Raw genomic sequence first — 15,333 nt, 5'->3', positions numbered from 1 at the left:
CTCTAATGATAAGCGGCGAATTTTGCTTTTTTTCGTTGGGACTGGACCTGGACGTGGTTACTTGTTCCAACATAAACACCGGTTGGCACTTTTTTTAGTAGGCACTATTAGCTCAGAACAGAATTTTTGCTATGAGATAATAACTTTTATAATGGGCAAATTCAGCAAGTTGTATTACAGTCCTATTTTTTGATTGGGGATGCTGTTCACAATACCCAAACCAGTTTTCCAGAATAGCTTCTAAATGAATCCCAAAGGGCCGGCAATAATTGCTAACATGCAAGATATTGCAAACAACGAGATAGTTTTCTGGGTGGTCTTCATAAATAAAACACCTTTTCTGTTAGTAGTTAGGTGTTATACGTTTGACGGATAGAATTTGTTTCATTAAAAATCACCGGATGCCGAACAGTTGATATGGTCCTCGTATCGATGCCCGTCACTTGACGGATATACTTATTTGATGAAAGTAAAAAAACTAAGACTGTCACTTAAAAGCTTGGTGACAGCCTTAGTTTTTAATAATCCGGTGCTCAGCAATTATTGCTGTCCTCTTGCTGATACAGGAGGAAATGTTAAATTCGATTCATCCTCTGTGAAGAATTCTTTGTACAGGGATTGAATCGCTTTTTTCAAATCAACAGCATGAATCCCGAACATCATCGATACTTCGGAAGAGCCCTGGTTAATCATATCAATATTAACACCAGCTTTAGCAAAAGATGCCGTCGCTTTAGCAGCAACTCCTATGGTATTCTCTAATCCTTCTCCTACGACCATAACCATGGCTAAATCACGATGAACACTGACAGTATCTACATTCAATTCATTACGAATCCGGTCAATAACCACTTTTTCCTTCTCCGGTGTAAATTGATGGTCTCTGAAAATAACAGACATGTCATCAATTCCAGAAGGGGTATGTTCAAATGAGATACCTTCATCCTCGAATATATTTAAAAGCTTCCTTCCAAAACCAACTTCCCGGTTCATTAAAAATTTACTTACATATAAACTGCAGAACCCGACGTCACTCGCGATACCGACAACGCATTGATCGGTTGCATCCCTTTCTGCGACAACCATCGTTCCAGGTGCATCCGGATTATTTGTGTTTTTAATACAAACAGGAATCTGTTCTTTGAATGCCGGAATAAGTGCTTCATCGTGAAAAACAGAAAAGCCTGCATAAGAAAGTTCCCGCATTTCTTTATAAGTTAATACCGTAATATCTTTTGGATTTTTGACGAAATTCGGGTTTACCGCAAAAACAGAATCAACATCTGTGAAATTTTCATATAAGCTTGCTTTTGTGCCGGCTGCCAGAATAGCCCCTGTAATATCCGACCCGCCTCGTGAAAATGTTACTAAATCATCATCAGCGGAATAACCAAAGAATCCAGGAACTACGGATACACCCTCACGCTCCCGAAGTTTATAGATAATAGGAAGGCTCTCAGGAAGTAATTGAGCATTTCCCGGCTCGTTACTTACAAAAATACCTGCTTCTTTTGGATTAACATAGCTTGCATTTAAGCCTAAATGCTTTAAATAAGCACTTACTATTTTAGCGGAACTATCTTCGCCAACTGATTTTAAAGCATCGAGCTGCGCCAAAGGTGATATATCAAACTGAATATATTTTTCAATCGTTTGCTGAATATCATCTAAAATATGATGGTCAAGCTCTAAATCATCAATAATTTCTTGAAATCTAGCCATGATTTTTTGTAAATATCCTTCATAATCCTGATCCCGCTGTTTCGCATAGCAAAGCTCAATTAATAAATCGGTCATTTTGACATCATCCGAGAAACGCTTACCCGGTGCAGATACAACAATCACCTTTCGGGAGGAATCAGACTGAATGATATTTGCTACCTTTTTTATTTGTGTTGCGTTTGCTACGGAGCTTCCTCCAAATTTTGCTACTTTCATTTACATGATACCCCATTTCAAAATTCCCACAATAAACTAGTTATTAGTTACGAAGATTTTAGTGCGTGGTATTTTTTATTTTTACTAATATAACATATTTTCTGTTAAATTAAAGGGGGGAAATGAAAAAAAGAGAGGAAAATAGCGAAGATACCGTTTTCATTTTCTGGGATACATACAAAATGTATCATTTTTGTTTTTAATGAAAAAACCTGAATTCGTATTTTCTATTTGAATAAGGATAATTAGTCTACAGCCCCTGCTGGTTCAACCCAAAATTTATCAGGAAAAACCGCCGTCTAAATCAAGTTTCATTTTCAGTAAAACAAAAAAATCCTGCTTCTATAATAAAAACAGGATTTTTTAGCTTGCCGATTTCTTTTCCTGATGGCGTTTTTTTCTGTCTCTATAGACGATAAAACCGCCAAGAAACAGCAAGCCTCCGAGAAACATCAGTAAACCAGCAACAAATTGAATGCTTCCGTAAATAAAAATAGGATAGAACGTATCAAATAGTGTATCGCGCATTAACTTAATGCCAAAAGCTGCGATTACTCCCGGAATAAACAGGATGATTAAAGCGAGATTTCTCTGCATAAAATTCGTACTCCTTTACATTTGCTTTCAATGCCACCTAATAAATTTATCTATATTTGTCGCAGATTGTATTCTTTAAATGCAACATAAGTATACCAAACTAAGTCGAAAAATAGAAATAGAATTCATTTGCTAAATTATGCATGGTATCGTATGATGAAACTGTGCAAATAAATTCAAGGTGGATGAAAAGTATGAAGCAAATTCTGATAGTTGGCGCTGGTAAAGGCGGTACAGCATTATTTCGTCTGTTTCAAGAAACAAAACGCATGAAAATTTGTGCAATTGTTGACAAGGATCAGGATGCTCCTGCGATGAAGCTGGCGAAAGAAATGAATATTCATACAAGTACAGAGTGGAAAGATTGGGTTCACCATGATATTGATATTGTCGTCAATGTAACAGGCGAAGAAGCCTTATTTGAAAAAATGCTTGCGTTATTTCCAAGAAAAACAATTATTATTCCCGGTTCTGTTGCAAATATCATTTATGAATTAATTCATGAGAAGACCGTTTTAACAGATGAAGTAAAGGTGCAGGCAAGCCGACTGGAATTAATTTTAAATCATATGAATGATGGTATGATTGTTGTTAACAAAAATGAACAGGTGCAGCTTTTCAATCGGCGTGCAGAACAAATTCTTGGCAAAAAAGAAAGAGATTACAAAGGAAAGCATATAAGAGAATTGCTGAAGACAAGCCGCCTGCCGCATGTTTTAAGAAGTCAGAGAAAAGAATTAAATCAAAAGACGATTTTAGACAACGGGAAAAAAGTAATTGCATCACGGATACCAATTATTAATAAATCGGGGGATCTGGTCGGTGCTTTCGCTGTCTTTAAGGATATTACGGAGGTAGTCCAACTAGCTGAGGAAAATACCGATTTAAATGAAATTAAAACGATGCTGGAAGCCATCATCAAATCTTCTGACGAGGCTATCAGCGTTGTCGATGAGCATGGAAAGGGTCTGATTATTAATCCTGCATATACAAGAATAACAGGCTTAACAGAAGAGGAAGTAATTGGAAAGCCGGCAACAGTCGATATCTCTGAAGGGGATAGTGTGCATATGAAGGTTTTAAAAACCCGACGTGCTGTTCGTGGAGTACATATGAAGGTTGGACCTGCAAGGAAAGATGTTATTGTGAATGTTGCGCCAATTATTGTTCAAGGAAAAATGAAAGGCAGTGTCGGAGTACTTCATGATGTCAGTGAATTACAATATGTGACAAAAGAGTTAAAAAGAGCCAGGCAGATAATCCGTAATTTAGAAGCGAGATATACATTTGATGATATTATCGGTCATTCCCCAGAAATGAAGCTTGCTTTAGAGCAGGCAAAAGTAGGTGCAAAAACACCGGCAGTGGTTCTGCTGAGGGGAGAAAAGGGGACCGGAAAAGAGTTATTCGCGCATGCTATACACCATGAAAGTGATCGGAAATTTAATAAATTTATCCGTGTTAATTGCGCCGCATTGTCAGAGCCTGTGCTAGAAAAAGAGCTGTTTGGTTCGATAGAAGAGGATGTAGGGCAGTTAACCAAAAAAGAAGGATTGTTTGAACAGGCAAACAATGGAAGTATCTTTCTTGATGAAATTGGTGAATTATCCTTATCTATTCAAGAGAAGCTACTTGATATGCTGAAGGAGAACCAAATCACTCCTGTTGGAGCATCAGCTCCTGTTCCTGTTGATGTCCGAGTGATTGCCGGGACGAATATTAATTTAGAGAAGGCTGTGATGAATAAGAAATTTCGTGAAGACCTCTATTATCAAATAAATAAGCTTCCAATATCTATTCCATCGTTAACAGAGCGGGAAGAGGATATTCCAGTGTTAATAGAACATATTATTTATCAGCTTAATGAAGAATATGGAAAGAATGTTCAAGGCATATCTGATGAAGCTTTGGAAAAACTGATGGCATATCATTGGCCGGGAAATGTCAGAGAAATGGCTAATGTAATCAGCCACGCCATGATATTTATTGGCAATATGGAGGAACAAATTGAGGTATCTCACTTACCAGAATTGCAGTCAAAGAAAATGACAGCAAACGAAGATATCGTGCAGGCGGGCGAGCCGCTAAAATTGCAGGAAGCACTGGATCGTTATGAAAAAAGATATTTGCAGGAAGTATATCTGCAATGTAATAAAAATAAAACGAAGACAGCAAAAGCTTTACAAATTTCCGTCCGCAATCTGTATTATAAGCTTGAAAAATACCAGATTGAATAACCTGCAATATTTTGCATGGTAAGCTATATGGAAGCAGCAGCTAGTGATTATTGCATTATTTGTAGCATATTCAAAAACCTTATGATGCATTTATCAATGAGATAGATAAAAAAGCTTAAGGATGATTTAGATTTATTATTGGAGGGGTTATCATGGAAATTTTTAATTACTTAGAACAATACGATTATGAACAGGTGCTTTTCTGTCAGGATAAACAATCAGGACTAAAGGCGATTATTGCAATTCACGACACAACATTAGGACCGGCATTGGGCGGGACGAGAATGTGGACATACCATTCAGAAGCAGAAGCTGTTGAGGATGCGCTGCGTTTAGCGCGCGGAATGACATATAAAAATGCTGCTGCCGGGTTAGATCTGGGCGGTGGAAAAACAGTTATTATTGGAGACCCGAACAAGGATAAAAACCCGGAAATGTTCCGTGCATTTGGTCGTTATATCCAAAGCTTAAATGGCAGATATATAACTGCTGAAGATGTTGGAACTACGGAGTCAGATATGGATCAAATTGCGCTTGAAACGGATTATGTGACAGGAGTGTCCTCTTATAGCGGAGTATCCGGAAACCCGTCACCTGTTACAGCTCTGGGAGTTTATCAGGGAATGAAGGCAACAGCAAAAGAAGCTTTTGGGTCAGAATCTTTACAAGGAAAAGTTATTGCTGTTCAAGGCGTGGGAAGTGTTGCCTACAGCCTATGTGAATTCCTGCATGAAGAAGGCGCCAAACTTATTGTTACTGATATAAATAAAGATGCCGTAAAGCGTGCACAGCATCATTTTCATGCAGAAGCTGTTGACCCGGATGATATTTATGATGTGGAGTGCGATATCTATGCCCCTTGCGCACTGGGAGCAACCATAAATGATAATACGATTCCCAGACTAAAAGCGAAAGTTGTTGCAGGATCTGCCAATAATCAGTTACAGAGTCAAAAACACGGCGATATGCTGCATCAGAAAGGAATCTTATATGCACCAGACTATGTCATTAATGCCGGTGGGGTAATCAATGTTGCTGATGAACTAATTGGTTACAATCGTGATCGGGCACTGCATAATGTGCAGCGTATTTACAAAAACCTGGAGCAGGTCTTTGCCATTTCCAATCGCGATCAGGTACCAACATATATTGCCGCTGACCGCCTTGCAGAAGAAAGAATTCAAGCAAAGCTGCATTCTCGCAGTCAGTTTATTACAAATGAGCGAAATATTCTAGATCGTAGGTAATAGAACAGCTGCAGGCATTTCCTTTTAATGCGATAAAGTGGAGGTCTTTTATCCCTCGCTTATGTCTGTTGCACTGTGGTAAAAGGACAGGAAAGCGAAATAATGGAGGTTATTTTGTGAATCAGATTGGTCGTGTTTTAGTTATCTACCCCGACTTGTATCTCACCACAATCGGTGTCTTTGAAGGGAATCATCTCTTATATCAGCAGAAAATCGCTCACGATGAAGAGGTATTGCATCGTTTTGCACAGCTGATCGATCAGGTTGCTTATAGAAAACAGGCTATTTTTGAACAGCTGGATTTGGATGGCATGAATACATCCCGCTTCATAAGTGTATGCGGACGGGGCGGACTACTACGGCCGATTAGCGGTGGAACGTATCAAGTCAATGAAGCTATGCTATATGATTTAAAGACAAATGCCTACGGGGAGCATATATCGAATTTGGGAGCTGTTTTAGCTTATGAAATTGCCGAGAATTTAAACATACAAGCATACATTGTAGATCCGCCCGTAGTAGATGAAATGCAGAAAATTGCAAAATATACCGGCATTCCGGAAATAGAGAGAGCAAGTATCTTTCATTCACTGAATCATCGGCATGCCGGCAGAATTGCAGCTAAACAAATGGGTTTGGTATATAGCTCGTTAAAGCTTATTTCCATTCATATTGCAAGAGGAATTACCATTGCCTCCCATCAGCAGGGCAAAATTATCGACGTAACGAATGGTGTTGATGGGGAAGGGCCTTTTACGATTGACCGGTCTGGCAGTGTTCCATTAAAAGGCTTCCTGACGTATTTATCTGAGCAGTACCGTGATGATGAAGATTTTCTATGGAGCCATATTCAACAGGCTGGAGGGGTAAAAGCATATTTGCATACAGAGGATCCATCTATTATCCGTTCCAGGCTGATGAAAGAAGACCAGTATACAAAAGAAGTGATAGAGGCTCAGGCCTATCAGATTGCCAAAGAAATCGGGGCGATGAGCACGGTATTAAATGGGGAAGTAGACGGGATTATTTTTACCGGGAAAATTAATGAAAATGATTTTGTGATTGATACCATCATTCCAAGGATAAATTGGATTGCTGATGTGTTGGTGTTTCCGGGTAAAAATGATTTAGAAGCGATGAATGAAGGGGTTTTAGAAGCTTTAAAACATCCTCAGGAAGTAAAGATATATGTTGCAGAGGAGGCTAATTAAATGGCAACAGAGTATGATTTAGTCATTTTAGGAGGCGGAACAGGCGGCTATGTTGCCGCCATCCGTGCCAGTCAGTTAAATATGAAAGTAGCAATAGTAGAGAAATCTGAATTAGGAGGCACCTGCTTGCATAGAGGGTGTATCCCATCCAAAGCATTACTTCGCAGTGCAGAAGTTTACCAGCAAACCAAAAAGGCCGATGCATTCGGTGTTGAGGTAAATGAACCAGCCTTGAATTTTACAAAGGTGCAGCACAGGAAAAATGCAATTATTGAGCAGTTGCATAAAGGTGTTCAGGGATTAATGACAAAAGGAAAGATTGATGTCTATCAAGGCTTTGGCCGTATCCTTGGACCAAGTATCTTTTCACCTATGCCCGGCACGATTTCTGTAGAATATGAAAACGGAAATGAAAATGACATGCTGCTTCCTAAAAATGTCTTAATTGCCACCGGATCACGTCCCAATACATTACCCGGTTTAGATTTTGATGGGGAATATATAATAAGCTCTAATGAAGCATTGGAAATGGAAGAATTACCCTCTTCCATCGTTATTGTCGGTGGCGGTGTTATCGGCATCGAATGGGCATCCATGCTCAATGATTTTGGAGTCGATGTCACTGTATTAGAATTTCAACAGCAAATTTTGCCGGCAGAAGATAAAGATGTTGCGAAAGAGATGGAAAAGCAGCTCAAAAAACGAGGCATAAAAATTATAACAGGAGCCAATGTAAAGGCAGATACATTAGAAAAAAATAGCCGTGTATCAATCGAAGCAGCCATTGGTGAAAGAACAGAACGTTTTGAAGCGGATAAACTGCTTGTATCCGTTGGAAGAAAAGCAAATATCGAAAATATCGGGATTGAGAATACAGATATCCAAATTTCGAATCATACGATTGAAACAAATGAATTCTACCAGACAAAGGAATCACATATATACGCTGTTGGAGATGTTATCGGCGGGATGCAGCTTGCTCATGTGGCTTCTCATGAAGGAATGGTTGCAGTTAGTCATATGGCCGATGAATATATAGAGAAAATAGATTATCAGGCAATACCAAGCTGTATATACGCGAATCCAGAAGCTGCAAGTGTTGGTTTCACAGAGCAGCAGGCAAAAGAACAAGGCTATGAGACTGTTACTGGCAAGTTTCCTTTTAAAGCAGTTGGTAAGGCGCTGGTTTATGGAGAGACGGAAGGTTTTGTCAAAATCATTACCGATAAAAAGACACAGGATTTATTAGGGATTCATATGATTGGTCCACATGTGACAGATATGATATCAGAAGCAGGATTAGCAAAAATATTGGATGCAACGGCATGGGAGATCGGTCAGACAATTCATCCGCACCCATCTTTGTCAGAAGTTATCGGTGAAGCAGCGCTGGCAGTCGATGGAATACAAATTCATGGATAAAGTATATGAAATGGCTGAAGGAGGGAAATATAATGGCACAAACATCTTGGGAAAATGTAACTGATGAAATGGCTTTAGAAATGTTTGAAATGATGCTGTTAGCAAGAAAGATTGATGAAAGAATGTGGCTGTTAAACCGTTCAGGAAAAATACCATTTGTCGTTTCCTGTCAAGGTCAGGAAGCAGCGCAGGTCGGAGCTGCTTTTGCATTAGACCGTGCTGCTGATTATGTAGCTCCATACTATCGGGATATAGGAGTTGTTTTAGGCTTCGGTATGACAGCAAAAGAATTAATGCTGTCTGCATTTGCCAAAGCAGAAGATCCAAATTCAGGCGGACGTCAAATGCCAGGACATTTTGGACAGAAGAAAAATCGGATATTAACCGGTTCTTCTCCAGTAACAACCCAGGTTCCGCATGCTGTTGGCGTTGCATTGGCAACAAAAATGGATAAAAAAGATATTGCGACCTTTGTGACATTAGGAGAAGGTTCTTCCAATCAGGGGGATTTTCATGAAGGATTAAACTTTGCAGGTGTTCACAATCTTCCAGTCATTACAATGGTAGAAAATAATAAGTATGCGATTTCCGTACCATATGACCGTCAAGTTGCCAGCAAAACGATATCAGAAAGAGCATCTTCGTATGGCATGCCAGGAATTACAGTAGATGGAAATGACCCTATTGCTGTTTATCAAGCTGTGAAAGAAGCTAGAGAAAGAGCGGTAAATGGCGAAGGACCAACGCTGATTGAAGCAGTAACCTACCGCTTCACTGCACATTCCAGTGATGATGATGACCGTGTTTATCGAAAGCAGGAAGAAGTAACGGAAGCGAAAAAGAAAGATGCGATTGTTACCTTTGCTGAAACGCTGAAAGACAAGAATATAATGGATGAAGCACAAGAAAAAGAAATTTATGATAAGGTAAATAAACTTGTTAATGAAGCAACAGAATACGCAGAAAAAGCCCCATATGCGGCTCCAGAGGATACGTTGAAGTATGTTTATGAGGAATTGGATGAAGGAGGGGAATAATCATGCCTGTGATGTCTTATATACAAGCGATAACAACAGCACTGAAGGAAGAAATGCAAAAAGATGACAATGTCTTTATTCTTGGTGAAGATGTAGGAAAAAAAGGCGGCGTGTTTAAAGCAACAGATGGACTATACGATACATTTGGTGAAGAACGTGTATTAGATACACCTTTGGCAGAGTCGGCGATTGCCGGCGTAGCGATTGGTGCTGCTATGTATGGGAAACGTCCAATTGCCGAGATGCAGTTCGCGGATTTTATTATGCCGGCAGTGAATCAAATTGTTTCCGAAGCAGCTAAAATACGCTACCGCTCTAATAATGATTGGAATTGCCCGATCACTATCCGCGCTCCATACGGCGGCGGAATACATGGTGCTTTATACCATTCCCAGTCGGTAGAAGCGTTATTTGCCAATCAGCCGGGATTAAAAATTGTGATGCCGTCTAATCCGTATGATGCAAAAGGGCTATTGAAGGCGTCCATCCGTGATAATGATCCCGTCTTATTCTTTGAACATAAACGTGCTTATCGTCTGTTAAAGGGAGAGGTTCCGGAAGAGGATTATGTTCTGCCGATCGGTAAAGCAGATGTAAAAAGAGAAGGGGACGATATTACGGTTATTACTTATGGACTGGGTGTACACTTTGCATTACAGGCTGCGGAAAGATTAGCAGCAGACGGGATAGAAGCCCATATTCTTGATTTGCGTACAGTCTATCCGTTGGATCAGGAAGCAATTATCGAAGCAGCAAGTAAAACAGGAAAGGTTTTACTTGTTACGGAGGATAATAAAGAAGGAAGCGTAATGAGTGAAGTAGCTGCGATAATTTCCGAAAATTGCCTGTTTGATTTAGATGCACCGATTGAGCGTCTTGCAGGTCCTGATGTTCCAGCAATGCCTTACGCTCCCACAATGGAGAAATACTTTATGCTTAATCCGGATAAAGTGGAAAAAGCAATGCGTGACCTTGCAGAATATTAATTTGGAGGTAGAAATATGAGTATGGAAAAAATAACAATGCCTCAGCTGGGTGAGAGTGTAACAGAGGGAACAATTAGTACTTGGCTTGTTTCTGCCGGAGACCAGGTCAATAAGTATGACCCTATTGCTGAAGTTATGACGGATAAAGTAAATGCAGAAATCCCTTCTTCCTATACAGGCAAAATAACAGAGCTTGTCGTAGCGGAAGGAGAAACCGTAGAGGTTGGGACGTTAATCTGTTATATAGAAACAGATCAAAGCGCTGCTGAGGATCAAGCAGTAACGTCAGAAGCAGAGACAAGAGCAGAAAATGCCATGAACGAAAAAGCGGAAAATACAGACCGCTCTATGAAAAAACGATATTCTCCGGCGGTTCTGCGTTTATCTCAAGAGCATCAGATTGATTTAGACATAATAGAAGGCACAGGCAGAGGCGGAAGAATTACCAGAAAAGATGTTGAGAAATACATTGAAAAGGCCGGTTCGGCTCCAGCACAGGCAAAATCTTCTCAAGAGAACAAACCGGAAAAAGCTGCTGTAAAAGAAGCACCTTCTCTACCAAAGGAAAGCATACAAAGTGCAGCCGGAGATATCGAAATTCCTGTTAAAGGAGTCCGGAAAGTCATTGCGGATAATATGGTTCGGTCAAAGCAGGAAATTCCGCATGCCTGGATGCAGATAGAGGTAGATGTCACAGACTTAGTAACATATCGTAACAGCATCAAAGAGTCATTTAAAAATCAAGAAGGTTTTTCGTTAACTCCTTTTGCATTCTTTGTAAAAGCTGTTGCTCAAGGCTTAAAAGAATTTCCGGAGCTTAACAGCATGTGGGCAGGAGATAAAATTATTCAGAAAAAAGATATTCATTTATCCATTGCAGTAGCCAAGGACAAGGAATTATTTGTTCCGGTGATTAAACATGCTGATGAAAAAACAATTAAAGGCATCGCCCGCGATATTACAACACTTGCTGCAAAAGCACGTCAGGGTAAGCTATCCCAGGATGACATGCAGGGCGGTACGTTTACTGTGAATAATACAGGCTCCTTTGGTTCTGTTTCTTCAATGGGTGTTATTAATCATCCGCAGGCAGCGATTTTACAAGTAGAATCGATTGTCAAACGGCCTGTTATTATCAATGATATGTTTGCGGCCCGTGATATGGTGAATTTATCTCTTTCCTTAGATCACCGTATTTTAGACGGTCTTGTATGCGGGAAATTTTTAGCCCGGGTGAAAGAAATTCTGGAAGGTATGAATGAATCGTCTGTAGCCCTTTATTAGGCTGGTGCTAATAGATTGAATTTTTTATGACTAGCTGATAAGCTATAAATATATTTTAAGTAAAAAGGGTGAAGCACAATGGATTTCGATTTATTTATGCAGGATGTCGTTAAAGTTGCCAGAACAGATATAACAGAATCAGGTTACGAAGAAGCTCGGACAGCTGAAGAAGTGGATACAGCATTAGCACGAAAAGGTACAACACTTGTAATGGTTAATTCAACCTGTGGGTGTGCCGGCGGAGTAGCCCGTCCGGCAGCAGGAAATGCGATTCATTATGATAAACGTCCGGATCATTTATTAACTGTATTTGCCGGGCAGGACCAGGAAGCTACCGAGCAGGCAAGAACGTATTTTAAAGGATACGCACCATCTTCTCCCAGCTTCGCATTGCTTAAGGATGGCGAAATTCTTGCCATGGTAGAACGCAATGAAATTGAAGGACACAGTGCCATGGAAGTATCCGCGAAGCTTCAAAGCCTGTTTGATCAATATTGTGAAGAGGTATAGGTAATAATACAAGGCTGTCATCTGGCAGCCTTCTTTGTATATGTGAAAATCTATCAGGAGGTTCATAAAGGGTGAAAATTGGATATCGCACCTTAAAGACGGCCATTGGAACGCCAATTGCGATCTACTTAGCACAATGGGTTGGACTTTCAAATTTTATTTCAGCGGGGATATTAACGATTCTTTGCATACAGCCATCGAGAAAGTCTTCCTTTTTAAGTGCATGGCAGCGGTTTATTGCGTGTACAGCAGCTGTTGCTTTTTCATGTATCATTTTTGAATTTATTGGCTATCACGCTTTTTCTATATTTTTATTACTTCTTTTATTTATTCCTGCAACTGTAGCATTAAAAGCAACTCCAGGGATTGCATCCAGTTCCGTTGTTATGCTGAATCTATATGGTTCCGGGAGTATAACGCTTTCTTTGATTGGGGAGCAGTTTGTGCTAATTATCATTGGGATTGGTATAGGGCTTTTGCTGAATGTATATATGCCGAGTTTAGATAATAAATTAAAAAAGCTGCAATCGCAATTAGAAGAGAATTTCAGCCGTATTTTATATGAATACTCTTTGTATATTCGGGATGAAAATGATAAGTGGCAAGGAAGAGAAATTACAGCTGCAGAGGACATACTTATGGAAGCGAAAAAATTAGTTATTCGGGATAAAGATAATCATTTATTACGGAATGAACATACCTATTATAATTATTTTAAAATGAGGGAAAGGCAATTTGAACTGTTAAAGAAAATGCTTCCGCACGTAACACATCTGCCAAAGACAGATCATATCGCACTTGAGATTGCGGATTTCTTTGAACGTTTGTCGCAAGCCGTTCATCCAGGGAATACAGCGATTACTTTTTTAGATCAATTAACAGAATTAAAAAGGGAATTTCATGCGCAGGATTTGCCGGAAACACGAGAAGCGTTTGAAACACGGGCATACTTATTTCAATTATTACATGAAATAGAAGCGTACTTAATTATTAAAAATAAATTTAAGAAAAGTGATATAACTTCTTGGAAGAAAGAGAAGATAAAAAGAAAAAAAGACAGATAAACTTTCCTGTTACATACGGGTGTAATCATTTCAAAAAGCAGTACGGAAAATAATGAATCATTTCTGCACTGCCTTTATATTTGTCCAGGAAATTATAAAATTGTTTGTGTGTGCATATCTATTTATAGAATAACAGCCACGTCCAGCTCCCAGCTTTTGCGATTACTCGTCCCTGGACGTGTGAGTACAGGCAGTAGTAATATGATTTCGCGTTCTTAGCCTGTAAGGGCGCTTTTTGCACGCTTTCAGTTCTTTTAGACAAACGCTGCTAGTCCAGCTGTAATTGCTGATATAATCATAAGAGCGACCATGAAATATATAATGATTTTCGTACGGCGTGCACGTTTAGAACGCTTCTTTTGCACAGATTGTTTTGCTGCCATGAAATATCCCCCTTCGTTAACCGGTATCATCTATCGTTATTCTAACGTGAAATCATTCATCAGACAAGTTAATCGTATTGTTTTTTTCAAAATTGTTCTTCTAAATTTGATGTACTTATGCATGAGAACCGGGAATCCAATTCATTCTACTGTAAAAAAAAGAAAAAATATAGTAGCCTATTCAGTAGGAGGTTACGCAAATGAGTGTGAATGAGGAAAGAGTAGTTAATGAATTTTTAGAGCTTGTGCAGGTAGATTCTGAAACAGGGTTTGAAAGTGAGATAGCATCTGTTTTAACCAAAAAATTTCAAGCTTTAGGTGTTCAGGTAGAAGAAGATAATACAAAAGAGCAAACTGGTCATGGAGCAGGAAATTTAATCTGTACACTTCCGGCAACCAAAGAAGGCGCAGATCCAATTTATTTTACTTCCCATATGGATACCGTTGTTCCAGGGAAGGGAATACGCCCAATTATTAAAGATGGTGTGATTTCTTCAGAGGGAGATACGATTCTTGGCTCCGATGATAAAGCAGGTATAGCCGCTATGTTTGAGCTGATTAGAGTACTTCAGGAAAACAATATTCCCCATGGCCAGATTCAATTTATTATTACAGTAGGTGAAGAATCTGGTCTGGTGGGTGCAAAAGCATTAGATGCTTCTAAATTAAATGCTCGCTATGGATATGCGTTAGACAGTAATGGAAACGTTGGGGATATTGTTGTGGCAGCGCCGACACAGGCGAAAATTCACGCAACAATTACCGGTAAAACAGCGCATGCTGGTGTGGAGCCTGAGAATGGTATTTCTGCTATTACGATTGCATCAAAAGCAATTTCTAAAATGCCATTAGGACGTATCGATAAGGAAACAACAGCGAATATCGGACGCTTTGAAGGCGGCAAGCAAACCAATATTGTTGTAGATCATGTTGAAATTTTAGCAGAGGCACGTTCCTTATCAGCTGAAAAGATGGAAAAGCAGGTAGAAAGCATGAAGACAGCTTTTGAAGAGGCTGCTGAAGAGCTTGGCGGCGCAGCAGATGTGAAAATAGTTGTAGCATATCCAGGTTATCACTTTAAAGAAGGCGACCAGGTTGTTGAGGTTGCCAGAGAAGCTGCAAAAGCTATTGGCAGAGAGAGCAAATTAGAACAAAGTGGCGGAGGCAGCGATGCGAATGTTATTGCAGGATACGGCATTCCTACAGTCAACTTAGCTGTCGGCTATAAGGAAATTCATACGACCAATGAACGAATCAAAGTAGAGGATTTAGTGAAAGTAACAGAATTTATTGTAGAGATTGTTAAAGTCTCAAGTAAAATAAGATAAAGCCCATCTTTACAATAATTATTTTGTGAAAAAAGGAGAAAGAGCGCATTCGATGACGGATGTGTTCTTCTCTCTTTAAGGGAGAGTTG

At 39.5% G+C, this 15,333-nt stretch carries 13 protein-coding genes; 10 read left to right on the top strand and 3 right to left on the bottom strand.

Annotated features, from left to right (window positions below):
* Nucleotides 1-540: 540 nt before the first annotated feature.
* Both FLK20_RS00995 and FLK20_RS00990 read right to left on the bottom strand, forming a co-directional pair.
* On the bottom strand, nt 541-1,938 hold the full coding sequence (locus FLK20_RS00995; RefSeq protein WP_152654696.1) for an aspartate kinase: 1,398 nt from the start codon (nt 1,936-1,938) through the stop codon (nt 541-543).
* Between the two features lie 363 nt (nt 1,939-2,301).
* Nucleotides 2,302-2,535, bottom strand: a complete 234-nt coding sequence (locus FLK20_RS00990; protein ID WP_152654695.1) for a DUF2627 family protein — start codon at nt 2,533-2,535, stop codon at nt 2,302-2,304.
* Between the two features lie 194 nt (nt 2,536-2,729).
* On the opposite strand from FLK20_RS00990, the gene FLK20_RS00985 reads away from it, so the two are divergent.
* The 9 genes from FLK20_RS00985 to FLK20_RS00945 all read left to right on the top strand — a co-directional run bounded on the left by FLK20_RS00985 (nt 2,730) and on the right by FLK20_RS00945 (nt 13,533).
* The gene (locus FLK20_RS00985) at nt 2,730-4,772 is read left to right on the top strand and encodes a sigma 54-interacting transcriptional regulator (protein WP_152654694.1); all 2,043 of its coding nucleotides are present in this window, start codon (nt 2,730-2,732) and stop codon (nt 4,770-4,772) included.
* Between the two features lie 152 nt (nt 4,773-4,924).
* Complete coding sequence (locus tag FLK20_RS00980) at nt 4,925-6,019, top strand: Leu/Phe/Val dehydrogenase (RefSeq protein WP_152654693.1); 1,095 nt, start codon at nt 4,925-4,927, stop codon at nt 6,017-6,019.
* 116 nt (nt 6,020-6,135) lie between these two features.
* Nucleotides 6,136-7,230, top strand: coding sequence for a butyrate kinase (buk, locus tag FLK20_RS00975; RefSeq protein ID WP_152654692.1), 1,095 nt, complete (start codon nt 6,136-6,138; stop codon nt 7,228-7,230).
* Nucleotides 7,231-8,652 carry a dihydrolipoyl dehydrogenase gene (lpdA, locus tag FLK20_RS00970; RefSeq protein ID WP_152654691.1) on the top strand — a complete coding sequence of 474 codons (1,422 nt, stop codon included), beginning with the start codon at nt 7,231-7,233 and terminating at the stop codon, nt 8,650-8,652.
* 32 nt (nt 8,653-8,684) lie between these two features.
* Nucleotides 8,685-9,689, top strand: a complete 1,005-nt coding sequence (locus tag FLK20_RS00965; protein ID WP_152654690.1) for a thiamine pyrophosphate-dependent dehydrogenase E1 component subunit alpha — start codon at nt 8,685-8,687, stop codon at nt 9,687-9,689.
* Nucleotides 9,690-9,691: 2 nt separating this feature from the next.
* Nucleotides 9,692-10,675: an alpha-ketoacid dehydrogenase subunit beta gene (locus FLK20_RS00960; protein WP_152654689.1), complete on the top strand. Its 984-nt coding sequence runs from the start codon at nt 9,692-9,694 to the stop codon at nt 10,673-10,675.
* Nucleotides 10,676-10,690: 15 nt separating this feature from the next.
* Nucleotides 10,691-11,959 carry a dihydrolipoamide acetyltransferase family protein gene (locus FLK20_RS00955; protein WP_152654688.1) on the top strand — a complete coding sequence of 423 codons (1,269 nt, stop codon included), beginning with the start codon at nt 10,691-10,693 and terminating at the stop codon, nt 11,957-11,959.
* Nucleotides 11,960-12,037: 78 nt separating this feature from the next.
* The gene (locus FLK20_RS00950; RefSeq protein ID WP_152654687.1) at nt 12,038-12,469 is read left to right on the top strand and encodes a BrxA/BrxB family bacilliredoxin; all 432 of its coding nucleotides are present in this window, start codon (nt 12,038-12,040) and stop codon (nt 12,467-12,469) included.
* A gap of 71 nt (nt 12,470-12,540) precedes the next feature.
* A complete protein-coding gene (locus FLK20_RS00945) occupies nt 12,541-13,533 on the top strand; it encodes an aromatic acid exporter family protein (RefSeq protein ID WP_152654686.1) in 993 nt (330 codons plus the stop codon).
* Nucleotides 13,534-13,787: 254 nt separating this feature from the next.
* Here FLK20_RS00945 and FLK20_RS00940 read toward each other — a convergent pair whose 3' ends face one another.
* Nucleotides 13,788-13,916, bottom strand: a complete 129-nt coding sequence (locus tag FLK20_RS00940) for a DUF4044 domain-containing protein (RefSeq protein WP_152654685.1) — start codon at nt 13,914-13,916, stop codon at nt 13,788-13,790.
* Nucleotides 13,917-14,116: 200 nt separating this feature from the next.
* Here FLK20_RS00940 and FLK20_RS00935 point away from each other — a divergent pair, with 200 nt between their 5' ends.
* Complete coding sequence (locus FLK20_RS00935; RefSeq protein ID WP_152654684.1) at nt 14,117-15,244, top strand: M20/M25/M40 family metallo-hydrolase; 1,128 nt, start codon at nt 14,117-14,119, stop codon at nt 15,242-15,244.
* Nucleotides 15,245-15,333: the final 89 nt, after the last annotated feature.

This window comes from Oceanobacillus sp. CFH 90083, from assembly GCF_009389585.1.
Classification (GTDB): domain Bacteria; phylum Bacillota; class Bacilli; order Bacillales; family Amphibacillaceae; genus Oceanobacillus.
Note: the sequence above shows the minus strand (reverse complement) of the source record. Positions and strands in the feature narration are given on the sequence as shown.